Source organism: Psychrobacillus sp. OK032 (genome assembly GCF_900111345.1).
Lineage (GTDB): Bacteria > Bacillota > Bacilli > Bacillales_A > Planococcaceae > Psychrobacillus.
Genome location: NZ_FOGY01000003.1, coordinates 61,111 through 86,523, shown reverse-complemented (window position 1 = coordinate 86,523; position 25,413 = coordinate 61,111). Strand labels below are relative to the sequence as shown.

Genomic DNA, 25,413 nt, shown 5'->3' with positions numbered 1-25,413 from the left:
TGATTTAATATACCCTTATCTGTTATAAGAAAACTTTCGTAAGTTTGTTTTTTTCCTAGTAGGGAATAATAAAATCAACCACTTAAAAGGAGGATTTATATGACAACAGATAAATATACCAAAATTGATAATGAGGTTTCTGGACAAACACAAAACCAACAACCTGGCACGGAGACTGAGATGACTCCCCAACCAATTTATGATGATAAAAGTTATAAAGGCTCTGGAAAACTGAAAGGTAAAGTTGCACTTATTACAGGCGGTGACAGCGGAATTGGAAGAGCCGTTTCTGTAGCATTTGCCAAAGAAGGGGCGAATGTTGCCATTGTATATTTGGATGAAAATGAGCAAAAAGACGCCGAAAAAACAATTCAAGCAATAGAAGAATACGGGGTTAAAGCCATTAAAATTAAAACAGATTTAAGCGATGATGAAAATTGTCAAAATACGGTGGATGAAGTAATTCAACATTTTGGGCAACTAAATATATTAGTAAATAATGCCGGAAAGCAATTTCCTACTAATGACTTTTTGAAAATTACACCAGATCAGTTACAAGAAACGTTTTCAACAAATATCTATTCGATGTTTTATCTGACACAAGCAGCACTTCCTCATATGTCAAAGGGAGACACGATTGTAAATACTTCTTCCATAACGGCTTACAATGGATCACCAGAGCTTATAGATTATTCCGCAACAAAAGGAGCCATTACTTCGTTTACTCGTTCCCTCGCACTACATTTAATAGAGAAAGGAATACGCGTAAATGCTGTGGCACCTGGTCCAATCTGGACTCCGCTCATTCCTGCTACTTTCGACAAGAAGCAAGTGGAGCAACATGGTGCAGATACACCAATAGGAAGACGAGGTCAACCAGCAGAACTAGCACCTGCCTACGTACTTTTAGCTTCCGCTGATTCCAGTTATATGTCAGGACAAACTATTCATGTCGATGGTGGGAACTTTGTCGGATCATAAGAATAGCGCAAGCGCCTATGTATGCCCCGACAGGCAAATGGGTTGGTGTAGGTCTGCAAAGTGCGCGCCACATCCTGTGGCAAAGCAGACATGACCCACATCGTGCGGGCCCAGGAGGCAGCTTTCCAGCCACCACAAGTGATTTTGTTTGCGACGAGCTTGCGCAGGAGCAAGGCGCCGGAGCTGGATCGATGCTGTGTAAAAAAGTATGGACTTTCTTATCTTTTGAAAAAAGAAGCTTTTTGCGCTGGCAAAAAGCTTCTTTTTTCTATTATTGTCGCGTCTACTCAACTATTTTTTTGAAAGCAAGTACAGCGTTATGTCCACCGAAACCAAAACCATTTGAAAGAGCATAGTTTATTTCTGTTTCCACGGCTTCGTTTGGAACATAATTCAAGTCACATTCTTCGTCGGGTGTTTCGTAATTGATAGTAGCTGGTGCAATGTTTTCCAATAGACTTTTAAGTGTAATAATTGCCTCAATTCCACCCGCCGCACCAAATAAATGGCCAGTCATTGATTTGGTTGAACTCACTTTCAAATTATACGCATGATCTCCAAACACAGCTTTAATAGCATTTGTTTCTGATTTATCACCTTCAGGAGTACTAGTCCCATGTGCATTAATATAATCAATTTGCGTAGGAGCAATTTGCGCCATTTCTATAGCTAACTTCATAGCTCTTGCTGCGCCATCGAAATCAGGTGATGTAATATGGAATGCATCAGTTGTTGAACCGTATCCTACAATTTCACCTAAAATGGTCGCCCCACGTTTTTTAGCATGTTCATACTCTTCCAGTACTAAGATGCCTGACCCTTCGGACATAACAAATCCATCGCGATTTTTATCAAAAGGACGACTAGCTTTTTCAGGAGCATCATTTAAAGTAGACATCGCTCGCATTCTGGAAAATGCAGCAAAAGATAACGGATTTATAGATGCCTCTGCTCCCCCTGCAACGATTGCATCCGAATAACCATGTAATATATTTAAATAGGCTTCACCAATTGCATGATTTGCCGTTGCACAAGCAGAAACTGGTGAGAAACTCGGACCTTTAAAACCGTATTTAATCGCAATAATACCAGTTGCCATATTACTAATCATCATCGGTACCATAAACGGCGATACTCTTCTTGGTCCTTTATCTAGCAGTAATTTATGATTTTCAAGGGTTGTGTTAATACCCCCAATTCCCGAACCGATATAAACACCTATACGTTCTTTATTTACCGAATCCAAGTCTAGTTGCGAACGATCCAGTGCTTGTTTTGTTGCTGCATAAGCGTATTGAGTATACAAATCGTATTTTCCTAGCTCTTTCTTATCTAAATATTCTTCCGCTGGGAAATCATTAATAATGCCAGCTATTTGTGTATTAATTTCTTTAAAATCATCTGATTCAATTTTTTTGATGCCAGATTTACCTTCTTTAATATTTTTCCACAATGTATCTACATCATTTCCTAACGGAGAAACGACTCCATATCCTGTTACAACCACTCGACGTTTCATGTATATCCTCCTTGTCATCTTTTTTACCGATCCATTTTACTTGAAGGCTAGCTTCTTCTAAAAATCTTATCACATAATTTCTAGAATTAATAAAAAACTACCCTTAAAAACATAGTGTTTGCATAAAATATAAATAGTGCAACAATAAGTTACCGCTAGGATTTCCGCTTCAGGCGGACGCTTTCCGCGGGCATGGCTTCAATCTCCTCGTCGCTACGCTCCTGCGGGGCTTTCAGCTCATGCTATTCCCGCAGGAGTCGCCGCCTTCCGCTTCAACCAGAGGAAATTGCTTATTTATCAGTAACGACTCGTTAAAACAAATATTAAATAAATTTTCAAATGTGTTAATCCAGAAAATGGATTAGATCAACAAGCCGGTCATTGAAAACAATCAATTCTATTCGGAAAGCAAACAAATCAGCATGAGAGCAACCAAATTGCTGGTGAATGCACCCATTTCTTATAATAACAAGTTTAATTGTAGTGATACGAAGATAGATAAGAGATGTTACTCCAATAAATGGTTGAATGAAACAAACTTTATTCTAGTAAATACTTCATTTATTTGGAGACAGCGTTTTCTAATTTGGATTAATAAATATTGTGAAGTTGACCTGATTAATTTAAACCTCTGATAACTGCAGACGCTAAATTAGCAAGAAATTCTCATTGATTGGAGCGGTAGGGCGACGACTCCTGCGGGATGAGTGAGACAGATGAGACATCGCAAGCGTACGCGTAGCGTCGGCGATGGCTCATCGCTCACCCCGCGGAAAGCGTCCGCCCTGCAGCGGAAATCCTAGTGTAAACTAATTGTTACGCGTATTCCTATATTGCGCTTAATAAACAAACATAAACATATGATCCATTACAATAATTGCAATGGATCATATGTTTAATCAACTAAAGTTCGTCTTATTTAAAAATCAAAGCTATCTGGGTCTGGACCTACTCGGTGATTCTCATTCAAACTATCGATATGCTCCACATCTTCTTTTGTTAACTCGAAATCAAACACGTCTGCGTTTTCTACAATTCGATGCGCTTTCGTCGATTTCGGAATTGTGATAACACCACTTTGTAAATGCCATCGTAAAATGATTTGAGCTATGAATTTTCCATATTTGTTTGCAATTTCTTGAAGTGCTTCATTGTCGAGCAATTGTCCTTGCATAAGCGGAGCCCAAGCTTCTACTTGAATATTATGTTCCTTACAAAATCTCTTAAGCTCTTTTTGAGTTAAACGTGGATGAGACTCCACTTGATTTATCATTGGTTTAATTTCCGCATCTTTCATTAAATCTTCTAGGTGATGCGTTTGGAAATTACTTACACCTATTGCTTTCACTCGCCCTTCTTTATACAGCGTTTCTAATGCCCGCCATGCCTCTTTGTATTTACCTGCGACCGGCCAATGAATGAGATATAAATCTAAATAATCTAATCCTAATTTGCTTAGGCTTTCTTCATAAGCGGCGATTGTTGATTCATATCCTAGATCTGAATTCCAAACTTTTGAAGTAATAAAAAGATCCTCCCTCGCAATGCCTGTTGTTTCTATGGCTTCACGTATACCTTGCCCTACCCCAACTTCATTGGCGTAAATAGCTGCTGTATCTATACTTCGATAACCATGTAATATCGCCGTTTTTACAGCATCTATAAGTTCTTGTCCCTCTTCCACTTGAAATACACCCAACCCTAACAAAGGCATTTCTACATTATTATTTAATGTTGTTGTAGATTGTAAATTTTTCATTATTTATCTTTCCTCCAAGTTTAGTTTTTGCTTATCTTTTCTTTCCAACATTCTACTGATTCCCGCTAATAGTACCGCAAGCATAACCATTACTGCCCCAATCCAAGTAGTATGAATAAGCCCAATCGATTGTGCCACCATTCCACCCAAATAGGCACCAATTGCAATTCCAGCATTAAATGCTGCGATGTTCATGGCAGATGCAACATCTACTGCATTTGGAACAAAACGCTCCGCTAACATGACTACATAAACTTGAAGACCAGGGACGTTCATAAATGCAAACAAGCCCATGAGAATAATTGTTATGAATCCAGCAACTTTAAATGGTGCTGTAAATGCTAAAATAAATAACACAATTGCTTGTGCGATAAACATATAGAACAGTGAACCAATTGGATTTTTATTCGATAGCTTTCCACCTAACATATTGCCGATTGCTATCGCAACTCCATAAGCAAGTAAAATGATAGCAATTGAACCTTGCTTAAATCCAGTTATCGACTGCAGTAATGGGGATAAGTAAGTGAATACGACAAATGTTCCGCCGTAACCAAGTGCTGTAATACTTAAGACTAATAGTATCCGACTATTCGTCACCAGTTTCACTTGGTCCCGAATTGTGGTTGGATTTCCTTTTCTTAAATCCGATGGCACAAGTATACAATTAGCGATAAATCCAATAATTCCAATTAAAACAATTGCCACAAAAGCGAATCGCCAACCAAACTGCTGACCTATAAATGTACCAAAAGGAACGCCTGTAATTGTAGCAACAGTTAGTCCCGTAAACATAATGGAAATTGCGCTTGCTCTGCGATTTTCAGGAACTAAGTCTGCAGCAATCGTAGATCCAATCGACATGAATACTCCATGTGAAAATGCAGATATCACACGAGCAACTAGTAAAACTGTCACACTTGTTGCACTAGCAGCAATGCCGTTTCCTACTATAAAAACGACCATTATCCATAACAATAATGTTTTACGTGGCATTTTGGACGTAAGCGATGTTAAAACAGGTGCCCCAACCATCACTCCCAATGCATATAGAGAAACCGTAAGACCTGCTGTCGTAAGCGATATATCTAAATCGCGAGAAATTAACGGTAAAAGTCCCACGCTAACAAACTCTGTCGTTCCAATTGCAAATGCACTTACAGCTAATGCAAGTAGTGCAAACATACTTCGCTTTTTATCTAGCGTCATTTTTTCTCTTCCTTTCTTTTAGTGCTGTGTGCGCTGTTATTTTTCTAAAAAAAAATCGTGTAAATCTACCAGCAAATGTTATTATGAGTTATTAGGATTCAAAAGAAAAGTACGCACTTTTAAGTTATATAGGAACCTAAAAGTTATATAGGTACTTTTTAGTTCCTATAGAAAAGGAGAAGAAAAATGACAAAAAAGAAATATAATATTTCGGTTGAAGCAACATTAGAAGTAATCGGTGGCAAGTGGAAATGTGTCATTCTATGTCATTTAACTCATGGAAAAAAACGCACAAGTGAATTGAAGCGTCTCATGCCTGATATTACACAAAAAATGCTGACTCAGCAGTTAAGAGAATTAGAAGCTGATGGGGTTATTAACCGAATTTCCTACAACCAAGTACCACCAAAAGTAGAATACGAATTGAGTGAGTATGGTTTAAGTTTAGGAAGCATATTGGATGCGTTATGCGCATGGGGAGAAGTCCATATAACGAAAGTATATGGGGATAAGTTTTCTGTCTTAGAGGATAGTATTTTAAACGACAAGTTAAAAAGCTAGTGATTTGGTACAAGTGCCTTAGAAAATCAAATGTACCGAGAAAGAAGCGAACTAAAAATCACTCTGTCGTCAGTGTCCATTTATGCGTTATATATAAAAGCTAATTAGAAAATACCATCTCAACAAGTGTAGGCTTTACTCTGAGAATTTTGTCGTGTTCGAGAGAGTGTTTGTCGCTTTCGGGATGGTCTTTGTCGTGTTCGAAAGGGTGTTTGTCGCGTTCACATTATATTATGTCTCGCTTAGCCATTTATTGGATTTCGCGACGGCGTGAGACGACGATGAATACGAGTTGTTATTCTATTCCAATAAATGATCCAATGAAACGAACTTTATCCTAGTAAATGCTCTACTTATTTTTGATTCGGCATTTCCTAAAAATATTGCGTAGTGGACCTGATAAAATTAAATCTTTGATAACTGCAGAGACCAAATTAGCAAGAGATTCCTATTGATTGAAGCGGAAGGCGGCGACTCCAGCGGAGGCCAACAGGATGTTGGTCACGAAGGCGTTGCCACACGATGTGGCGCACTTAGCCTTCGTTCCTCTGGTGAGACAGATGAGCAATCACAACGGATGCGTTAACTACGGCGATGGCTCATCGCTCACCCCGCGGAAAGCGTCCGCCTGAAGCGGAAATCATAGCCGATACTTAACAGTACTTTTTATGACGCATCAACAATATGTAAAAAAAAAACGAAATCCCAATAAATTGGAATCTCGTCTTTTATACATATTCAGTTAGACAGCTTTTCGGGATACTTTTTTTCCATCGTATACGTAGACAGTTGACTTATCATCCACTACTGTTTCCATATACACATTTCTTCCCCATAGTTGATAAATATAAGGAAGTACATTTTCTAAATAATGAGGATCGAGTTCCGTTCCTTCATATCCATGCTTTAAATATAGCTCCCCATTTCTACCGTAGTCACCATCTTCCACTACAATATATGGAAAACTTCCATTGGTTCGCATCGAAACTAATTGATCTCTGACATTTTCATAGTCTTTATCGGTAATTTCATAATTCCCTTTCTTTTTTTCAAATAAATAAAGATCTTCTTGCTTTACCAGTTCTTTTGTTAAATAGTTTCGGATAAACGAAATGTCTGATTCAATTTCTCTAACCTCAAATATTTTATCTCTTCCAGAGTTAGGCTTTATCCCTAAACGTTTCATTTCTTCTGTCGGGTTATTATACCTATTTTCAATATCTTCAAAGATTTTTAATCCTAAATAGTATGGATTAATACTCGTTGGAGAAGGCTGGACAACATTTGCATTTAGTTTTGCAAACTCGATTGTCTCATCTGTCGTTAGATCCATTTCTCTTAAAATCCGTTGATGCCAATAGGATGCCCAACCTTCGTTCATAATTTTTGTCTCCAGTTGTGGCCAAAAGTAAAGCATTTCTTCCCGCATCATTGTTAAAATATCTCGTTGCCAGTCTTCTAATTCACGGCTAAATTCTTGTATGAATAGCAGTAAATCCTTTTCGGGATTTGGAGGGAACTTTTTTCTTTTTGGAATAGTTAGATGCTTAGCATTCGTCTTTTGATCCATATTCCATAAATCATCATAAGGCGTTTTTCTAACAATCTCTTCCTCTTCCTCATCCAAGTTATAATCAGGCAGTTTAGGTCGGATGATGGAAGGGTCGATATGTTCTTGAATCGCCAGTATGGCATCTAAAAAGGTTTCTACTTCTTCTTTGCCATATGTCATTTCATAATCAGCTATACGTTCCGCTGTTGCGGTCATGCTTTCTACCATATCTCTTCTTGTATTGGAAAAACGAACATTGTTTTTAAAGAAATCGCAATGTGCAAGTACATGAGCAATGATTAGCTTGTTTTGGATAAGGCTATTTGTGTCGAGTAAAAATGCGTAACAAGGATTTGAGTTAATAACGAGCTCGTATATTTGGCTCAATCCAAAGTCATATTGTATTTTCATTTTGTGAAATTGCTTTCCAAAACTCCAATGCGTAAAACGAGTCGGCATTCCATATGCGCCGAACGTATAAATAATATCGGCTGGGCAAATTTCATATCGCATCGGAAAATAATCTAGTCCAAAACCGGATGCTATTTCTGTTATTTCCGCGATTGCATGGTGAAGCTTTGTGTCCACTTAATGACCCCCTTCCGGTTCAAACTGACGCTTCGTATTTACGAAATAAACTCTTAAGCGCTTGATAAACATCACGATTTTCCTTTAGGACATAATGACGGAATTTTGGATTTTCGATTTTTTTATACGTATTCATAAGCGTTGAGTACCTACTATGTGCATTTACTTCACCGTAGCCGAACATGCTAGAAATATCCATTAATTCATTGACCAGTTTAAGGCATTTTTCGTTATCACTTGTCATATTTTCACCATCGGAAAAATGAACCGGGTAAATGTTAAAACGAGCAGGATTATACTTTTCGTTTACAAGCTCTAATGCTTTTAGATACGCAGATGAACAAATAGTTCCTCCACTTTCCCCTTTGGAGAAGAATGCTTCTTCTGGCACTACTTTCGCTTCCGTATGATGAGCAATAAACTCAATCTCTACTGTTTCATATTTCGTGCGTAAAAATCTTGCCATCCAGAAAAAGAAACTTCTAGCACAGTATTTTTCAAAAGTCCCCATAGAACCACTCGTATCCATCATCGCAAGTACCACTGCCTTGGATTCCGGTTTAACCACTTCATCCCAAGTTTTGAAACGCAAATCATCATTGTGAATTGGTGAGATTTCCGCTTTTCCTTTCATCGCATTCCGTTTAATAGCGGTAATGATCGTCCGTTTCTTATCGATATTCCCCATGAGTCCTTTTTTCCGAATATCATTAAATTCCACTTTGTCAGTGACGATATCCATTTGTTCTTTTTGTTGTAAATTAGGCAGCTCCATCTCTTTAAATAGAGCACTTTCTAATTCTTCAATCGTCACCTCTGCTTCATAATAATCTTTTCCTGCTTGATCTCCAGCTTGTTTTCCTTTCCCTTGACCGTCTTCCCCTTCACCCGATCCTTTGGCAATTACATCCCCTACTTTGCTGTCCCCGTCCCCTTGACCAACATGCTTTGTTTTGTCATAGTTGTAACGAATTTTATATTCGTCCAAAGATCGGATGGGTATTTTAATTACATCTCGTCCATTTGACATAATAATACTTTCTTCACTTATTAAATCTGGCAAATTATCTCTAATAGCGTCTTTTACTTTATCCATGTGTCTTTGCTGATCTTGGAACCCTTTTCGATGGAGAGACCAGTTTTCCTGGGAGATAATAAATTGTTTTTCTTCTTTTTCACTCACTCTCATCAACACCTACCTATTTTTTATCTTATGCCAGAGTGCCAAAGTTATTGCCAATGTGTATAAAAAAACAAGACTAATAGCTTCCATCAGTCTTGTTTTTTAAGATTTATCTATTTAACAGACTACCAACGTAACGTAGTAATTCATTTGCTGATGTAGTATTATACCCATGTTCATCCACAAGTCTTGCGATGACTTCATTTACTTTCTTCAGATGCGTTTCATCCGGAGTTTGAGAAGATGTAGTAATTTTTACGACATCTTTTAAATCGGCAAACAGTTTCTTTTGAATTGCTTCACGTAAACGCTCATGGGAGTTGTATTCAAATCGTTTTCCTTTTCGTGCGTAAGCAGAAAGTCGGATTAAAATTTCTTCCCTAAATGCTTTTTTCGCATTTTCAGAAATACCAATTTGCTCTTCTATTGAACGCATTAGCTTTTCATCTGGGTTCATTTCTTCTCCCGTTAACGGATCTCTCATTTTGTTTTTATTACAAAATGCTTCTACGTTGTCGAGATAATTATTCATTAATGTAATAGCTGACTCTTCATACGAATAGACAAATGCTTTTTGCACTTCTTTTTTCGCGATTTCATCGTACTCTTTTCGAGCAACTGCAATGTAGTTCATGTATTTTTCTCGGTCTTCTTGTGAAATAGAGGCATGCTGATCTAGACCTTCTTTTAATGCACGCAATACATCTAATGCATTGATGGACGGGATTTCTTTACGAATGATGGCCGAAGAAATTCGATTGATCACGTAACGAGGATCGATCCCGTTCATACCTTCGTTTAATGATTCTTTCTTTAGTTCCTCTAGATCGATTTCGTTAAATCCTTCTACACTTTCTCCGTCATACAGTCGCATCTTCTTGACGATATCGACGCCTTGCTTTTTAGGAACTTCCAATCTTGTTAAAATCGAGAAAATGGCTGCTGCTCTTAATGCATGTGGTGCAATATGGACGTGGGTCATATCACTTTCTTTAATCATTTTTTCATAAATTCGTTCTTCCTGGCTAACTTTCAAGTTATATGGAATTGGCATCACGATAATTCTAGAGTGCAGTGCCTCATTCTTTTTATTGGAAATAAATGAACGGTACTCCGTCTCATTTGTATGTGCTACGATTAACTCATCCGCACTTATTAATGCGAATCTTCCTGCTTTGAAATTACCTTCTTGCGTCAAAGATAATAAATGCCACAGAAACTTTTCATCCAGTTTTAGCATTTCTTGAAATTCCATGATACCGCGGTTTGCTTTATTCAATTCCCCATCAAAACGATACGCTCTTGGATCTGATTCCGAGCCAAATTCAGCAATCGTCGAGAAATCAATACTTCCAGTCAAATCTGCAATATCTTGTGATTTTGGATCAGAAGGTGTAAAAGTTCCGATTCCAACTCGCTTATCTTCTGAGAAAAAGATTCGTTCAACTAATACTTTTTCGATACGTCCACCGTATTCCTTCTCTAGTCGCATTGTATTGAGTGGAGATAGGCTACCTTCAATCCGGATTCCAAATTCTTCTGCAAAATCCCCGCGTAAATGTTGTGGAATTAAATGCAGGGGATCTTCATGCATCGGGCAACCTTTAATCGCATAGACAGCGCCTTCATCTGTTCTTGAATATTGTTCAAGTCCACGTTTTAACAATGTCACAATGGAAGATTTCCCTCCACTAACAGGTCCCATAAGTAACAGAATTCGCTTACGAACATCTAGTCTCTTGGCAGCAGGATGAAAATATTCTTCAACAAGTCGTTCAAGCGCCGTTTCAAGCCCAAAGATTTCTTTACCAAAAAAATGATACATTCTTTGCCCTTCTCTTTCTGTTAAACCTGAGCTTTTAATCATGCTATAAACGCGTGAATGAGCAGTTTGGGCAATTTCTGGTCTTTCTTTCACCATATCTAAAAATTCCTCGAAGGTGCCTTCCCACTTCAATTGATTTTCTTCTTCGCGGTAGCTCTTCACCTTACTTAAAATATCCATCTTTTCCCTCCATTCAGGGCTCTATTTTATACATAGTATGAAAAAATAAAGTTTATGATACATAATACTTTTAGAAATAGCTCATTTTGTATAAGCTATTCAGGCTAGTTCAACGTTCCTTGGCCCGAGTGAAAAGTTGAACTAATCCCTTTATACGATATATGCATCGTCATTCCAACTGAACTGTGTACCAAGTTATGACAGTGGTCGATTCACAAGCCCGAGTTATTTACGAGAAGAGCTACTTCGTATGCTTATCGGAGTTATTAAATTTAAAGAATTTGTTCACCACGGACTTCTTGCTGTTACGATGTATTTTATCCAAAAAGAAAACATCCCTCGACATTTTCGAGAGATGTTCCTTTTACTTTATTATTCGACGAAAGATTAAACTGAACAAACAGTTATTAATTCTTTGCAGCAAGTTCCTCAGGATTCGATGTTACTTTTTGATTGTATAATGGCATGATGAACAACATTCCTATAAAGAATAACAGTGCTGCACCTTCAAAAATTACCGTTAGAGAGAATTGCTCTTTCAAAATTCCCGCTAGACTCATTGTTAATACCATAGACCCCGTAAACAATGGCATTAAGATACCATTCACTCGGCCAATAAAAGTACTTTCCGTTCTTTGTAAAATCATTGTATTAATACCAATTTGTATAAATGGTAGCATAAGTCCATTAAAAAACTCTGCGATAAGTGTAAGCCATAAATTGGTGGATAACCCCATAACAGCAAGTCCAATGCTATTTACAAGCATACCAAAAACGAGCAACCTTTGGGGAGCTACCCCCTTAAAAAGCGTCATCACGACCGCTCCTCCTAAAATCATCCCTATCCCGTTCGTCGTAAGTAACCATTGGAGATTTTCCTTTGGTAATTCTAACTGTTCAGTTACAAGAAAAATAGATAGTGGTTGGATAAATCCTAGACCAAGTCCAGCTGCTAAAAAAGCAAGACCAAGTAACTTCAACTCTGTCTTCGCTAAAACAAAGCTAACTCCGCTTTTCATTTCTTCCCAAATAGAAGTTGTTTGACTTTCCTCTTCCATTTTTCCATCAGGAGGTAGAAAAGCAAGTGCTACTGCCGATAATAGAAAAGCTGCTCCTGTAATCGCAATAGAAACATGGATTCCAAATGATTGAAATGCAAATGTACCCAAAATTGGTCCAAGTACCATAAATACTGCAAAAACTGTTTGATAGACAGACATACCTGCTTGAATTTGATCCATAGGCATATGCATTTTAAACAACTTCATACCTGAAGGCTGGGAAAATTGTGATAAAATCGCAGATATCAATGTGGCAAAAAATACGATTTGCCAAGTGCCTACAAAGAGCGTTACGAGTACTGCAAATACCGAAATTGCACTTAAAATATCACACCAAACCATTGTTCTTTTTGGTCGCCAACGATCCGCGAACGTCCCTCCTATAAACGAAAAAATAAATATAGGAGCAAATTCTGCTACGGAGATCATGGAAACTGCAAATGGGTCTCCGTTTGTCTGTTCCATCACAAATAGTAAAACTGCAAAATTTCGTACCCATATACCAATTTGTAAAAACATTCCCGATACAATTATTGCTTGAAAAAATCGATTGCGAAACAAGCTACTAGATGACGTTTCCTCCAAAATGGATTCCCCTCTCTGGGTATAAAAAATGCAAGCTCTTTTAACCTATTTAATATTATAAGAGGTTCTCTTCTTTCTCAATGGAATTTAAGTTTATACATATGAAATATACAAAAGCTTAATGTTCCTTTTACAAACTCCTGAAAAATAGCATTAATTTGATGTCATTTCCACTAAAACAAGCCATTCTCTATGTAAAGAGAATGGCTTGTTGATATTAACTAATTTTTTCATGTTGATATAAGCTTAATATGGATATTGAATTATATATCCATTTTTACTTACATTTACAAGTACCAGCTCCTGTTTTATTACATTTTTTACAATTCGATTTTGCCATTCATTCACTCCTTTAGTTGATTAATAAAAATATATGGCGATAGCAGATTGTCCAATACATACATCTGGGACTTTTTTTTACTTCGGACATTGGACCAGTTTTGTTACACACCTCTAATAACTGTCACGACCACCTATCCTCTCATATATATATTGTAAGTCGTTTTTCAGGAGAGGATTTCATGACCCTTTGGATTGATGTATCAGTTCGCAAACGAAAATTAAAGTTGTATAATGCTAGCGTATTATTAAAGACTTATCCAATTGCAGTTGGTAAAATATTGACTCCTACGCCAACAGGAAATTATATCATCATTAATAAGGAGCTTAACCCGGAGCGACCTTTTGGTGCATTATGGATGGGTTTATCCAAGCCGCATTATGGCATTCATGGCACTAATGATCCATCATCCATCGGAAAGGAAGTTTCGCACGGCTGCATTCGGATGCATAATGCCGACGTCCTAGAACTTTCTTCTATAGTTCCAACGAGTACCAATGTTTTTATTCATAAATAGGATTCAAAGATGAAATGAGGAATAAAATGTGAAGGAAAATACTATGAACGCGTTCGTCTTATTTTCACCTGAACATTTAGTTGCGATTACTATGCTTTTCATTTGTTTATTGGTCTTATTTCTTTTGAAAAAGGTATTAGTTCCTTCTTTTAACAATTCGCATCTTTTCGAACGTATTTTTGCTGTTTCTTTATTTGCTATGGAAATTTCCTACCATCTTGTATTAGTACAGGAGAGGAAATGGAGTTTAAGCGAGTCTTTACCACTTCACCTATGCAGTTTTACGTTATTTTGTTCCATAATCCTCTTATGGACTGGAAGCAAACGTTTCTATGACTTTGTGTTTTTTGCCGGAATGGGAGAAGCTCTTCAAGCTGTACTCACCCCTTCTATCATAGTAAACTTTCCTGATTTCAAGTTCTTTCAATTTTTTTATGTGCACATCGGTATTATTTTAACAGCCTTTTATATTCTATGGGTAAAGGAGTATCGACCGACTTTTAAAGGGATCATCCAGACGATGATCACCTTAAATGTGTTATTTCCTTTCATTTTCGCTGTTAATATTCTTGTTCAGGGAAACTATATGTTTTTAAGGATGAAACCTATTAATGGTAGTCTCCTAGATTTATTAGGTCCGTATCCTTGGTATATATTATCAATGGAAGTAGTCGCATTTCTTCTCTTCCTTATTGTTTGGTTGATTTTCAGAAAACGTATAATCCAAAAATGAGCATGAATTAATGAAAAAATCTTTATAGAAATAGACAGGTCTTTTCATGTAGTAAAGTTATCTATACAGAAAAAATCACTCTACGAAATTAGCTTATTTCTATAAAGTTAGATTGGATTATCTATTCATAATCTCCCTTTCCTCCTAGTATGATTAGAAGTAGGAAAAACCTAGTGTTCAGTTTGTAATCACCGCCACGGAACTCCTCGGACGTAGATATAATCGGTTCAACCATTATGTCAATTGCCAAATCGAGTAAAGCTAAGACAAAGGAATTACTACAGCAAATGAAAAGCCAACTTCGCTGCTAAAGTTGGCTTTTACATATTTCTACTATCTTTTTTCAAGTCTCCTTCTCTTGATAATCCAAAACACTGCAAACGCAATTACACCTAATATTAGAAAGACCGGTAGATTACCAATGAAAAATACTACTATAGCAGAGCCAGCAGCAAGTAAAGCATTCGTACTTGTAACTAACTGTTTCTTCGTCTTTTCCCAAGTGTTTAAATCATTATTTTCTATGCCGGGAATAATCACTCGATTTTCAATCATCACCAGTTCTATTGTTGAAAAGGAAGACTGATTTTCAAGATATTTCATCTTACCGACAATCACTTCAATCTCTTCCTGTACTGAAGCTAAATCAGAAGAAATTTTCAATAAATCCTCTGTTTTCTCCGCTCCTTTCATAAAAGTGAGTAAACGTTCTTCCACCACTCTTTTTGATTTTAACCGGGACGTTAAATCCACATATTGCTCTGTAACGTCTTGACCAGTAACATTGCGCTCTAATACTTTTGACGCTTCGCCTTCTGCATCGTACAAAAAGGTATCGAAATACTTTTCTGGTATTCGTACAATCATATGACCATTACTCGTCTGATCATCTTCCTTGTATACATTCGATTCGACAATGTAGCCACCATATTCCTTCACCTTATGCTCGATATTACTTTGCGCTTTTGCAAGTTCTTTTACATTCGTTCGGATGATAGCATTATGAATAATCATACGTCCATCAATCGCCTCAGAAGGTTGCTCTTCACTTTTATCTTCTACTTCCGCCTTTGCACTTTCTTCTTTCTCTACATAGCTGACGGAATCACTTGCTCTGTCCATTTCAGATACACTCAATTTTTCTTCATCCGCACTACAAGCTACGAGGAAACCCAAAAGTATGAGGAATAGAAAATAGAAAAACATTTTTTTCATTTTTACTTACCCCCTTGTCTATATATAAACAGACGGTTTGTTAAATGAAGAGTTACAAGGAGTCTGAAAATTATATTTTTTAGCACTAACGAAACAGTCTATTAGCAATGGAGCTAGTTGGCAAGTATTAGACTATGTAAAAGAAAAACTAGAAATTGGGATGAATGCTGCAACAGATAATCCTTTAATAGTTGAGAATGGAGAAGCCGTTATTTCAGGCGGAAACTTCCACGGTCAACCGATTGCTTTTGTAATGGATTTCTTGAAAATTGGGATTGCAGAGCTTGCAAACGTTTCTAAAAGAAGAATTGAAAGACTGGTAAACCCTCAATTGAACGAAGGACTACCGCCTTTTTTAAGCCCGCAAACTGGGCTTCAATCAGGCGCAATGATTTTACAATACGCTGCAGCAAGCTAGTGTCGGAAAATAAAACACTTGCCCATCCTGCCTCTGTTGACTCTATCCCTTCCTCTGCAAACCAAGAAGACCACGTCAGCATGGGGACAATCGGTGCTAGACATGCCGCACAAATTATTTAAAACTCACGCAGGGTACTTGCGATTGAAGCTTTATGTGCAACGCAAGGAGCAGAATATCGAGGAGTTACCCTCATGTCACCTTCCCTCCTGAAAAAGTGGCAGGAAATAAGAGAATTTATCCCATCTATCACTGAAGATCGAATCTTTCATGCTGATATAGAAAAGCTAAACGTCTATCTAAAAGAAGAAACTGAAAAAAAATAAGAATACTTAAAAATAAAAAGGTTTACCTATATAGAAAGATGGGGTAGTTAATATTTAGAATCAAAAAGAAACTACAATTAGGAGGAAATTCATATGACAACGAAATCAATCGCAGAACGTAAATGGTGGAAAATCGGTGCAGCAACGTTTCTTTCAGTAGGTTTATTGGCAGCATGTGGTGACGGTGAAAATGAATCTGATGTTGATGACACTATCGATGAAGAAATAGAACAAGATATTGAAGAGGAAAATAAAGACGGAGAATAAACTGCAAAAACCACCAACGCAGGTGGTTTTTCTTTTTAACTTCAACTTTTATTTAAAAGGTTTAAAACATAATAAGTACGGGGAAGTACATAGGAAGAAGCATTTGTATATAGCACTAGGAAGAAATTATAATGACAATGAATTTTATACAAGTCATGAATGGCGGAAAATCGGTGTAGCAACTTTTCTTTCAGTCTGATTACTAGCCGCTTGCTGTGACAATCAGATGACAATTATATGCCCCTGTGGAAGAAGATGTAGATTTAAATGTAGATGTTGAAAAAAACCATAATGAACTAGGAGATACGAACGTGGATAAAGAAAATGTAGAAGACTCTGATTAGGAGGTAATAGATAAAGACCGAGAAAAACAAAGATATACACAGTAAGTACAATAAAGATATCAAGTTACTTGTGGATAAATCTCCCACATTAACATCAATTTTCATAAATATAAGTGAGACTTATGTAAATAAGATAATATCTGTACCGACATATACATTTTATGCACAATAACGTTAATTTAGAATCTAATATCTTGCCAGATCTATAAAAATGTTTCGACAAAATTCGAGTTATTTACTTTTGTGGATAAAGTTATTCACAATATTCCAACCGCTCTACAACTGTTTAGGCAAACTTATTAACAATTGCTAACAGGTTATCCACCTTTATCTGTGGATAAGAGAACGGTTGTTCTTGACCTAGCTTTTTGTTAGATTAAGATTATAGACATAAACCATTCATTTTTATTTTTCTCAATAGATTTTAGTGGATGAAATACAATCAGGAGGTGTTATTAGAATGAGTAAAATGTCAGATGAATTGTTATTAGAATCTTATAAACGAGCAAAAGAGATGAAGCTCTCTATTGACTTTATATCTCTCTTGGAAAATGAAATTTGCCGTCGCTCATTGATTCTTTATGCGTAATATTTCCAAGCAGTTTTAACCAATCTATTGAGAAAAATAACCCATAATATCTTTTCTACAAGACACCTAATGATTCATTTAATTTACAGGGTGTCTTTTTTTATGTTTTTTTAAATTAACATTCATTACTTCCCGTTTCTCTTCAAAAACTTTTCGACATTATTCTTTCCTTGTGTACTTGTGGATAAAGTTATACACATTAAAAAATCAATAAAATAGTTATTTATCATACATACTTATGAAGTTACTAACAAGTTATCCACATAATTGTGCATAACTTATATTTTCTACATACCTTAGTTAAATAAGCCACAAATAAAGTGTAACTTTCTTTTCATTGTTTCGTAAATAGTATAGAGTTAAACTGTATGATATATGGAACTGGGACATAGTTTTTATTAATGGAGGTTATCTAAATTGAAAAAATTGGTAATATTTTTATTGACAGCAACCCTTGTATTTTCATCTGTCGGAAACTTTGTATTTAACGATGATACAATTACAGCTGAAGCAAAAAAATATAAATCTGGTAAGAAAAGTTTCAACACAAATAACAATACAAGAAACAATAATTCAAATATCGAAAAGAAAAAAGAAGATTCTACAACCGCAACGAACAAATCCAATACAAATACAAACAATAAAGGCGGATTTACATCTGGAGGTCTCATGAAAGGCCTATTTGTTGGCGGACTTGCTGGATTGTTATTCGGTAGTATGTTCGCTAATATGGGCATGCTTGGATCTATTTTAGGCTTTGCTATTAACGCCGCAGCGATTATTCTAATCGTTGTAGTTATTCGTAAAATCTTCCGTATGTTCAAAGAAAAGAAAAATGAGGATGCTAACTCATGGAGAAGTTAATAATCCCAGAACAAAACATCATTAACGCCGTTTGTGTATATATTGCTCGCCAAAAGAATACAATACCCGAAGAAGTTGAAGTTGAGCTTATGTATGATGACGATTCAGGATTTACAGCGGAGGCGTATGTCAAAGGACAACAACAATTTTTAAGTACATTAAATTTAATTGAAGCACTGCGCATGACAATCAAAGAATTTTTAAATCTTGACCCTAACTCAACAGGAATCGAATTAATTCTAGATGACGAGGAAGGCATAATTGCTGCGGTGCATTAAGGAACAAAAATGCAAGCACCTATATTAGTGGAGTACAGTCTAATTTCGCGACATCGTGTCGCAACAGACTGTATACTCCCCAAGTGGCAGTTCTCAGGGCTACCGTGCGCAATATTAAGGTGTCTCGAGTCTTGACAATAATTACTTGTAGAAAGTTATCTACATGATATTCTCATCCTCTAAAGCGTAAAAAACCGGTGGCAATTTCGCCACCGGCCTAATTTGTTATTGTTGGTTGTTTGGTTGTCCACTCATTTGTGATTGGGCTTGAGCTACTAAACGCTTAGTAATTTCTCCGCCAACGGAACCGTTAGCACGCGCTGTAGAATCGCCACCAAGGTTTACACCGAATTCTTGTGCAATTTCATATTTCATTTGATCAAGTGCTTGTTGTACGCCTGGTACTAGAAGTTGATTCGAGTTGTTGTTAGCCATGTTGTTCACCTCCTTGTGAAGTTAGATTGTGCGAATATGAATCAATTATGCAAAAAAACATATAGGTGAATTTTGCTAATTAGTTATTTTCAAAATGAGAGCTAAGTAAAATAATTACTTAGCTCTCATTTTAATGTTTACTTTTCAAAAATTTGATGAACCACTTCGTTGGATTTACTGTTATTTAAGTTTTTGTGGATACAGCTAGCTGGCAAATCCCTTAGGCAATCTGTGAATGCTTTTGCCATTTCTGCTTCCCCCGCTACATGAAACTCTCGCCAACCGCGTTTTTTTCTTAATTGTTCGATGGTTGTATTCATTCCTTTGAAGAAGGTTGTTGCATTTACCTTGTATCCCGGCTCTAACACGGACTTCCTACTGTCCGCAATAGCCCGTCTTCCCTTGGCATCAGTTTTTTTCTTTTCTCTCCACTCTTCCGAAACTGGATCGAATTTAAAGGTCAAATCATCTCTAACGAATCCCATGGCAGTATCCAAAATACGGACTTCTCCAAAGCTTGGCATGATTATTCCCGCTTCTGGATATGCTTTATACATATACTCTAATTGTTCTGTCATTGCATGGTTTTCCCAGTAAAAATTTGTTTTCACGGGCACCTGCACATAATAAACAGACCATAAATCTTCATTTGCAGTAGCAAATATAACAATTCCTTTACGAAGATCATGAGCATTTTCTTCTATTTCATTTATTACCTTCTTCTTGATTTGTTCGAATGCTTTTATTTCCTGCTCATCATTTGATGCTTCTAAATATTCACCTATTCGTTTTAAGCCGCTTTTCAAATGAATTTTCCAAGCACCTTTAAGTGTATCCGGGTCTGCAGGATTTGTATTTAGATAAATACTTAACACACAACGATCTGTACAGCTATACGTTTTTAAAGCTTGAAGTTCTTTATTAATCGTCATTTATCCTAAAACCTCCTTTTTTCTTACACGCTTAGCATTTCCCTCGATCGATTAGAAAATCCGCAAGCGAAGTATTATGTTTTAGGTGTATTTTCATTTTTTTAGAAAAAAAAACTACCCTTATATAGGATAGTTTGCGCAACATCGGAATTGTCCATATTATTTTCGCTCCTAGCGGTAAATTGGGTAGAATAACCTTATGTACATTATAGATGTAATGCGTATTAAAAAGCTCTATGAGGTGACCGCTATGATTTTCGCTGCAGGTGGACGCTTTCCGCGGGCATGGCTTCAATCTCCTCGTCGCTATGCTCCTGCGGGGCTTTCAGCTCATGCACCTGACGCTTCGCTTTCGGTGCAAAAAAACATCTGCTATTCCCGCTGGAGTCGCCTCCTTCCGCTTCAATCAATGAGAATTTCTTGCTAAGATGGTGTCTGCAGTATTAGAGAGATAATTACGAGATCCACTACGCAATAATTATTAAAGCTAATTAGAAAATACTGTCTCCCAATTAGTGAAGCATTTATTAGGAAAGAGCTTTATCTTTCAACTATTTTCGAAATTACTCCTCGTATTTCATTGTCATCTCATCCAGTTACGCTGATTAGCTAGCAAATTTTATGGATTGGAGCGAAAGGGCGGCGACTCCAGCCGGATGAGTGAGACAGATGAAACATCGCAGGCGAACGCGCTAGCGTCGGCGATGGTTCATCGCTCACCCGGCGGAAAGCGTCCGCCCTGAAGCGGAAATCCTGGTGGTAACTTCCTTACGACGCAGTATCCCAATATTACGTTTAATACAAAAAATATTTTTTTTAATTTCATAGTGATTTGAGTAATTAGTCATTTAATTGTCGATCTATTACCATTCTGCCTTGATAATAAACTTTTTTTATTTTCTCTATTTCCGTGATTTCCAATCCTGGAATACCTTCTGCCACTAAAAAATTGGCGTCTAGGCCTTTTTCTAAACGACCAAATTGATGGTCCTTGCCTAATATAGTCGCTGGATTATTAGTAAGTAAAGCTAAAATTGCATTTTCATCATAATTGTTTTCCTTTAAAAGTTGCATGGAAGGATTGGCAATTAACATTAATTGGTCCGGTCCTTTTAAGGATTGGTCTTGATACGGTAGCCATGCCACTCCTGGATATGGCGGCAAATATGCATCTGTAGAAATCGAAACCGGAATTCTCTTATTTATAAGTTTTAGTATGTCTACTGGTGAATTTGGCGTTAAATGCGTTCCTCCCATGGGTGTTGCAACTATTTGCACACCCAGATTGGAAGCTCTTTCTATTTGCTCATCTGTAATGCCATGTGCATGATGCAAAACATCAACACTAGCTTCCAGTGCCATCTCTATTCCATCTTTACCAGCAACATGTGCACCAATCTTCTTCCCTAATTGATGGTAGATATCCACAATCTCTAGCATTTCCTCTGTTGTATAAATTATTTCTCCAGCTTTTGGTACTTCATTTATCGTGAAGTTTGCTGGTGTTGCATTGATAAATATATTTTCACCCGGATAATCACTTTCTTTCGCAATTTGCCTAACTAAGAATGGATGTACTAAATCCGTTTTATGAACCGCTTTTGACTGAGTAATAGAAGTAAAATGAGCTATTTTTTCAAAGCCGATGGATATACTAGTTGTTGCAAAGGAAACATTTAGTGGAATTCCATGAACTGCTTTTCGATAATCTTCTATAGAAAAATCACCAAGTGGATGACCGCAAATTTGTTCTCCTAGTGCTGTAATTCCAGCGGATAAAGCATGAAAAAGAATCACCTTTCCTACTAGAAAATGCGTGTGAGTAGTAACTGGGTAAAGCGAAGTTGGAGCAAATTCAAGTAAATGTGTATGGCAATCGACTAAAGAAGGGGTTATTACATCATTTGTATAATCGATAACTTGTATAGTTGAATATTGTTTACGAAGGCTTTCCCATGTTCCTACATCCAAAATTTTTTCATTTTCGATTACCATAGCGCCATCTTCAATCGTTCCAGTTTGGCTAACAGTTACGATTTTTTTTGCATGAATCATATAAATACTCATAATTTATCCTACCAAAAATGGCGTTAAATAATAAGCAAGTAAACATGCAGTCGCAATCCTAATAATCAGCCCGATAATCGATGCTACTAACGCTTCTCTTTCATTCAAGTTTGAAACTTCTGCCCAAGTTGCTGGAATTTGACCGAAAATTACGGATAATGGTAAACCTGAATTTGCTAAAACAAAGGAACCAACTATTAATCGAGGATCAACTGAGCTTGAAATTTCAGCAAGTTGGGCTACAGCAAGTGTTGGGGCAGCAAGAATAGATACAATACCTGTTGCGGGTTCAATGCTCAAAAATGTTAAAACACTGGATAAGCTTGATTCAATTACATCCCAAGCTCCGAAGAATCTAAGTGCTCCAATAAAGAAAAATACAGCTGCAACCGCAGGAATTATGATTAAAAAAAGCAGCTCTGCACCTTCTTTTGCAGAGGAAAAAATTGTTTCCAGAAACTTTGTTTTTGGTGTAAATCTCGGTAGGCTTTCTAAATCAACCTTTTTGGTATCACGGTAAATAGTGACGGATAATAACCACGGGACAACAACAATTGGAAGAAAAATAGAAAGAATTATAAGAGGAAATGCATTAATGTTGAATACTGAGAGTGCAATAAGACCTAGCACTAATGTTGCAAACGATTGGGGGGATTGTATCATTGTTGCAACTGCGATTTTTTGTTCTGCTTTCGTTGCTTTCGCCTTCACAAGAACTGGTCCTGCAATTTTTCCTGCTGCGTTAATGTCACCAAGAATATTGTAAACACTTGGCACAATAACAGATGGATTTATCTTCAGCCACTTCATAATAGGAACGAAAATCCGTATTAAACCGTCTGTAAACCCTAGGCGTTCAATAATTCGTCCAAAAATTACACTAATGATGATGGCAATTCCAATTTCACTCGTTAAAAAAACATCCACTACAATAGGCTTTACTTCAGCAATAACCGCATTAAAAAAGTCAGAGAGTGAATTAGGATTGAATAATAGGATTAATAACGAGGCAAATACTAACAGAAGCCCGATGACCTCAACCGGATGCCATTTCGAACGTGCGTCCTTTTCTTTATTTTTCTCCACCCGAACAACCTCCTCACACTTTCTATACATTATGTCCGATTAGAAATATGTGTGTTTGTCTCTATGCGATTGAATAAGCATCCTTTTTTATATTTAACTATGAAACTCCCAAACAATTAATAAATTCAAACGTAAAATATAGGAATAGGGTTTTATGGAGGTGTTAAATTGTGGAATATGGAGACGCCAAACAGTCAGAAATGAATTCCTTTGAACGAAAACCTAATTTTTTAATATTCCTAGTAGACGAGCAACGCTTTCCAACTGTTTATGAAAATGATGCACTTAAAAAATGGCGGAAAGAGAATTTAAAGACACAAGAATTATTGCGAAAGAACGGTTTGGAATTTCTTCATCACTATATCGGAAGTACTGCCTGCTCTCCGAGTAGAACAACTTTATACACAGGGCAGTACCCATCTCTTCATGGTGTAACTAAAACGACTGGGGGTGCTGCTAATGCATCTGAACCAGACATCTTTTGGCTAGATCCAAATACTGTGCCTACTATCGGCGATTATTTTCGCGCAGCTGGCTACGACACATTCTGGAAGGGAAAATGGCATGCTTCCCATCAAGATATATTAATACCTGGAACACAGAATGCGATGCCTAGTTATCATCCTGCAACCGGTGTCCCTAACACTAAAAGAGAAGAACTATATTTAGAAGCAAATCGCCTTGATGAATTTGGCTTTTCCGGTTGGTTGGGACCAGAACCACATGGGACAAATCCAAGGAATTCTGCTTCTTCTGCTCAAATTGGCACGAAAGGACGGGATGAAGTATACGCAAGAGAAGTAGTTAATCTCATCTCCTCACTTGAAAAAAACAGTACGAATGCAAACGCTAAACCATGGCTAATCGTCTCTTCCTTTATTAATCCGCATGATATTGCTTTATACGGAGAACTTACGGAGTTTTCTCCCTTATTTAACTTTGAAATAGACCCATCTATTCCGTTCATTCCACCTGCCCCTACTGCAAATGAGTCGCTACTTACAAAACCAACTGCGCAAGAAAGCTATAAAGAAACCTATCCAAAAACCTTTCAGCCTACTAGAGATACACTAGCTTATCGACAACTTTATTTTTCGTTGCACAAGCAAGTGGATTGTGAGATGTCTAAAGTTTTTAGTGCATTACAACAATCCAAGTTTTACGAAAATACAATCGTTATCTTCACTTCTGATCACGGCGATTTGTTAGGAGCACACGGAGGATTGTTCCAAAAATGGTATAACGCCTACGAAGAAACGATTCATGTACCCTTTATCATTCATAGTCCTAAGTTATTTTCAGAAAGCAGAAAAGCGAATATGTTAACAAGTCATGTGGATATTCTTCCTACACTACTTGGGCTTGCTAATATTAATGTGGATAAAATAGCAAATGAACTTCAACAAGATCATACCGAAGTACATCCACTTGTAGGACGCGATCTTACGCCCGTTGTATACAAGAAAGATAACTTTCACCGAATGCATGAACCTGTCTATTTTATGTCGGATGACGATGTTACAAAAGGCTTGAACCAAGTCAGCTTTTCAGGTCAGCCATACCAATCCGTGACACAGCCTAACCATCTTGAAACGGTTATTGCCCGTCTCATAACCGGGAATGATAATACGTATGAAATATGGAAATTCTCTCGTTACTTTGACAATCCACAATTTTGGAGCAACCCTGGAATAGAAGATCAAACAACCGAGATTAAGAGCCAAATACCTATCGATGAGACACAAAGCATATCCGTTTCTGAAATAACAACCAAAACCCAACCAATTCCAGAACAATATGAATTATATAATCTGATGAAAGATCCGCTAGAAATAAAAAATTTATCCGACCCTTCAAATGAAAGTAAGGAAACAAAACATATTCAAAAACTTATGACCATATTATTAGAGGAACAATGCCAGCAAAAGAGACTAAGACCTTCAAGCGGACTAGTACCAGGTCAGCCAAATTGCCAAAACAAATAAAAACAACATACCGC

At 37.0% G+C, this 25,413-nt stretch carries 22 protein-coding genes and 1 pseudogene; 11 read left to right on the top strand and 12 right to left on the bottom strand.

Annotated elements, in window-relative coordinates:
* The first annotated feature begins 99 nt into the window (after positions 1-99).
* The gene (locus BMZ04_RS07345) at positions 100-981 is read left to right on the top strand and encodes an SDR family oxidoreductase (protein WP_093267332.1); all 882 of its coding nucleotides are present in this window, start codon (positions 100-102) and stop codon (positions 979-981) included.
* A 283-nt stretch (positions 982-1,264) separates the two neighbouring features.
* On the opposite strand, the gene fabF is transcribed toward BMZ04_RS07345, so the two are convergent.
* From fabF to BMZ04_RS07330, 3 genes are all read right to left on the bottom strand, one after another.
* On the bottom strand, positions 1,265-2,500 hold the full coding sequence (fabF, locus tag BMZ04_RS07340) for a beta-ketoacyl-ACP synthase II (protein ID WP_093267329.1): 1,236 nt from the start codon (positions 2,498-2,500) through the stop codon (positions 1,265-1,267).
* A 919-nt stretch (positions 2,501-3,419) separates the two neighbouring features.
* Entirely contained in the window at positions 3,420-4,259 is an 840-nt protein-coding gene (locus BMZ04_RS07335; RefSeq protein ID WP_093267326.1) for an aldo/keto reductase, read from the bottom strand.
* Between the two features lie 3 nt (positions 4,260-4,262).
* On the bottom strand, positions 4,263-5,468 hold the full coding sequence (locus BMZ04_RS07330; RefSeq protein ID WP_093267323.1) for an MFS transporter: 1,206 nt from the start codon (positions 5,466-5,468) through the stop codon (positions 4,263-4,265).
* 186 nt (positions 5,469-5,654) lie between these two features.
* Here BMZ04_RS07330 and BMZ04_RS07325 point away from each other — a divergent pair, with 186 nt between their 5' ends.
* The gene (locus BMZ04_RS07325) at positions 5,655-6,029 is read left to right on the top strand and encodes a winged helix-turn-helix transcriptional regulator (protein WP_093267320.1); all 375 of its coding nucleotides are present in this window, start codon (positions 5,655-5,657) and stop codon (positions 6,027-6,029) included.
* 742 nt (positions 6,030-6,771) lie between these two features.
* Here BMZ04_RS07325 and BMZ04_RS07320 read toward each other — a convergent pair.
* The 3 genes from BMZ04_RS07320 to BMZ04_RS07310 form a co-directional block, all read right to left on the bottom strand.
* The gene (locus BMZ04_RS07320) at positions 6,772-8,169 is read right to left on the bottom strand and encodes a SpoVR family protein (RefSeq protein ID WP_093267317.1); all 1,398 of its coding nucleotides are present in this window, start codon (positions 8,167-8,169) and stop codon (positions 6,772-6,774) included.
* 19 nt (positions 8,170-8,188) lie between these two features.
* Complete coding sequence (gene yhbH / locus BMZ04_RS07315; protein WP_093267314.1) at positions 8,189-9,352, bottom strand: sporulation protein YhbH; 1,164 nt, start codon at positions 9,350-9,352, stop codon at positions 8,189-8,191.
* Between the two features lie 109 nt (positions 9,353-9,461).
* Entirely contained in the window at positions 9,462-11,357 is a 1,896-nt protein-coding gene (locus tag BMZ04_RS07310; protein ID WP_093267311.1) for a PrkA family serine protein kinase, read from the bottom strand.
* Positions 11,358-11,607: 250 nt separating this feature from the next.
* Between BMZ04_RS07310 and BMZ04_RS22300 the strand changes: the two genes are divergently transcribed.
* Positions 11,608-11,748, top strand: a complete 141-nt coding sequence (locus tag BMZ04_RS22300) for a hypothetical protein (RefSeq protein WP_177184368.1) — start codon at positions 11,608-11,610, stop codon at positions 11,746-11,748.
* A 16-nt stretch (positions 11,749-11,764) separates the two neighbouring features.
* Here the strand turns inward: BMZ04_RS22300 and BMZ04_RS07305 are convergent, their stop codons facing one another.
* Entirely contained in the window at positions 11,765-12,937 is a 1,173-nt protein-coding gene (locus BMZ04_RS07305; protein WP_369802645.1) for an MFS transporter, read from the bottom strand.
* A gap of 587 nt (positions 12,938-13,524) precedes the next feature.
* On the opposite strand from BMZ04_RS07305, the gene BMZ04_RS07300 reads away from it, so the two are divergent.
* Positions 13,525-13,860 carry a L,D-transpeptidase gene (locus BMZ04_RS07300; protein WP_093267303.1) on the top strand — a complete coding sequence of 112 codons (336 nt, stop codon included), beginning with the start codon at positions 13,525-13,527 and terminating at the stop codon, positions 13,858-13,860.
* Between the two features lie 28 nt (positions 13,861-13,888).
* Positions 13,889-14,593 (top strand): YwaF family protein, encoded by a 705-nt coding sequence (locus BMZ04_RS07295; RefSeq protein WP_255367841.1) that lies wholly within the window; start codon positions 13,889-13,891, stop codon positions 14,591-14,593.
* Positions 14,594-14,926: 333 nt separating this feature from the next.
* On the opposite strand, the gene BMZ04_RS07290 is transcribed toward BMZ04_RS07295, so the two are convergent.
* Positions 14,927-15,808: a DUF4349 domain-containing protein gene (locus tag BMZ04_RS07290; RefSeq protein ID WP_093267300.1), complete on the bottom strand. Its 882-nt coding sequence runs from the start codon at positions 15,806-15,808 to the stop codon at positions 14,927-14,929.
* A 106-nt stretch (positions 15,809-15,914) separates the two neighbouring features.
* On the opposite strand from BMZ04_RS07290, the pseudogene BMZ04_RS07285 reads away from it, so the two are divergent.
* The 5 genes and pseudogenes from BMZ04_RS07285 to BMZ04_RS07270 form a co-directional block, all read left to right on the top strand.
* A pseudogene (locus BMZ04_RS07285) lies at positions 15,915-16,552 on the top strand (aromatic amino acid lyase); the annotation flags it as partial.
* 93 nt (positions 16,553-16,645) lie between these two features.
* Positions 16,646-16,819, top strand: a complete 174-nt coding sequence (locus tag BMZ04_RS22295) for a hypothetical protein (protein WP_177184367.1) — start codon at positions 16,646-16,648, stop codon at positions 16,817-16,819.
* Between the two features lie 804 nt (positions 16,820-17,623).
* On the top strand, positions 17,624-17,752 hold the full coding sequence (locus BMZ04_RS07280; protein WP_093267297.1) for a sporulation histidine kinase inhibitor Sda: 129 nt from the start codon (positions 17,624-17,626) through the stop codon (positions 17,750-17,752).
* 417 nt (positions 17,753-18,169) lie between these two features.
* Positions 18,170-18,616, top strand: a complete 447-nt coding sequence (locus tag BMZ04_RS07275; RefSeq protein ID WP_093267294.1) for a hypothetical protein — start codon at positions 18,170-18,172, stop codon at positions 18,614-18,616.
* Entirely contained in the window at positions 18,604-18,894 is a 291-nt protein-coding gene (locus tag BMZ04_RS07270) for a YxcD family protein (protein ID WP_093267291.1), read from the top strand. Before BMZ04_RS07275 ends, BMZ04_RS07270 begins: the two co-directional genes overlap by 13 nt.
* Positions 18,895-19,119: 225 nt before the next feature.
* Here the strand turns inward: BMZ04_RS07270 and BMZ04_RS07265 are convergent, their stop codons facing one another.
* The 4 genes from BMZ04_RS07265 to BMZ04_RS07250 form a co-directional block, all read right to left on the bottom strand.
* Positions 19,120-19,329, bottom strand: coding sequence for an alpha/beta-type small acid-soluble spore protein (locus BMZ04_RS07265; RefSeq protein ID WP_093267288.1), 210 nt, complete (start codon positions 19,327-19,329; stop codon positions 19,120-19,122).
* Between the two features lie 137 nt (positions 19,330-19,466).
* The gene (locus BMZ04_RS07260; protein ID WP_093267285.1) at positions 19,467-20,261 is read right to left on the bottom strand and encodes a VLRF1 family aeRF1-type release factor; all 795 of its coding nucleotides are present in this window, start codon (positions 20,259-20,261) and stop codon (positions 19,467-19,469) included.
* A gap of 840 nt (positions 20,262-21,101) precedes the next feature.
* Positions 21,102-22,328 (bottom strand): amidohydrolase family protein, encoded by a 1,227-nt coding sequence (locus BMZ04_RS07255; RefSeq protein ID WP_093267282.1) that lies wholly within the window; start codon positions 22,326-22,328, stop codon positions 21,102-21,104.
* Positions 22,329-22,331: 3 nt separating this feature from the next.
* The gene (locus BMZ04_RS07250) at positions 22,332-23,414 is read right to left on the bottom strand and encodes a hypothetical protein (RefSeq protein ID WP_093267279.1); all 1,083 of its coding nucleotides are present in this window, start codon (positions 23,412-23,414) and stop codon (positions 22,332-22,334) included.
* Between the two features lie 170 nt (positions 23,415-23,584).
* Here BMZ04_RS07250 and BMZ04_RS07245 point away from each other — a divergent pair, with 170 nt between their 5' ends.
* Entirely contained in the window at positions 23,585-25,399 is a 1,815-nt protein-coding gene (locus BMZ04_RS07245; RefSeq protein WP_369802636.1) for a sulfatase-like hydrolase/transferase, read from the top strand.
* Positions 25,400-25,413 lie beyond the last annotated feature (14 nt).

Bases quoted from the DNA above. Each gene is read 5' to 3' on its own strand.
- BMZ04_RS07270 (WP_093267291.1), top strand. From the start codon at position 18,604: ATGGAGAAGTTAATAATCCCAGAACAAAACATCATTAACGCCGTTTGT.
- BMZ04_RS07260 (WP_093267285.1), bottom strand. From the start codon at position 20,261: ATGACGATTAATAAAGAACTTCAAGCTTTAAAAACGTATAGCTGTACA.
- BMZ04_RS07265 (WP_093267288.1), bottom strand. From the start codon at position 19,329: ATGGCTAACAACAACTCGAATCAACTTCTAGTACCAGGCGTACAACAA.
- BMZ04_RS07330 (WP_093267323.1), bottom strand. From the start codon at position 5,468: ATGACGCTAGATAAAAAGCGAAGTATGTTTGCACTACTTGCATTAGCT.
- BMZ04_RS07290 (WP_093267300.1), bottom strand. From the start codon at position 15,808: ATGAAAAAAATGTTTTTCTATTTTCTATTCCTCATACTTTTGGGTTTC.
- BMZ04_RS07305 (WP_369802645.1), bottom strand. From the start codon at position 12,937: ATGTTTTTACAAATTGGTATATGGGTACGAAATTTTGCAGTTTTACTA.
- BMZ04_RS22300 (WP_177184368.1), top strand. From the start codon at position 11,608: ATGCTTATCGGAGTTATTAAATTTAAAGAATTTGTTCACCACGGACTT.
- BMZ04_RS07300 (WP_093267303.1), top strand. From the start codon at position 13,525: ATGACCCTTTGGATTGATGTATCAGTTCGCAAACGAAAATTAAAGTTG.
- BMZ04_RS07310 (WP_093267311.1), bottom strand. From the start codon at position 11,357: ATGGATATTTTAAGTAAGGTGAAGAGCTACCGCGAAGAAGAAAATCAA.
- BMZ04_RS07325 (WP_093267320.1), top strand. From the start codon at position 5,655: ATGACAAAAAAGAAATATAATATTTCGGTTGAAGCAACATTAGAAGTA.
- BMZ04_RS07280 (WP_093267297.1), top strand. From the start codon at position 17,624: ATGAGTAAAATGTCAGATGAATTGTTATTAGAATCTTATAAACGAGCA.
- BMZ04_RS07345 (WP_093267332.1), top strand. From the start codon at position 100: ATGACAACAGATAAATATACCAAAATTGATAATGAGGTTTCTGGACAA.
- BMZ04_RS22295 (WP_177184367.1), top strand. From the start codon at position 16,646: ATGACAACGAAATCAATCGCAGAACGTAAATGGTGGAAAATCGGTGCA.
- BMZ04_RS07335 (WP_093267326.1), bottom strand. From the start codon at position 4,259: ATGAAAAATTTACAATCTACAACAACATTAAATAATAATGTAGAAATG.
- fabF (WP_093267329.1), bottom strand. From the start codon at position 2,500: ATGAAACGTCGAGTGGTTGTAACAGGATATGGAGTCGTTTCTCCGTTA.
- BMZ04_RS07255 (WP_093267282.1), bottom strand. From the start codon at position 22,328: ATGAGTATTTATATGATTCATGCAAAAAAAATCGTAACTGTTAGCCAA.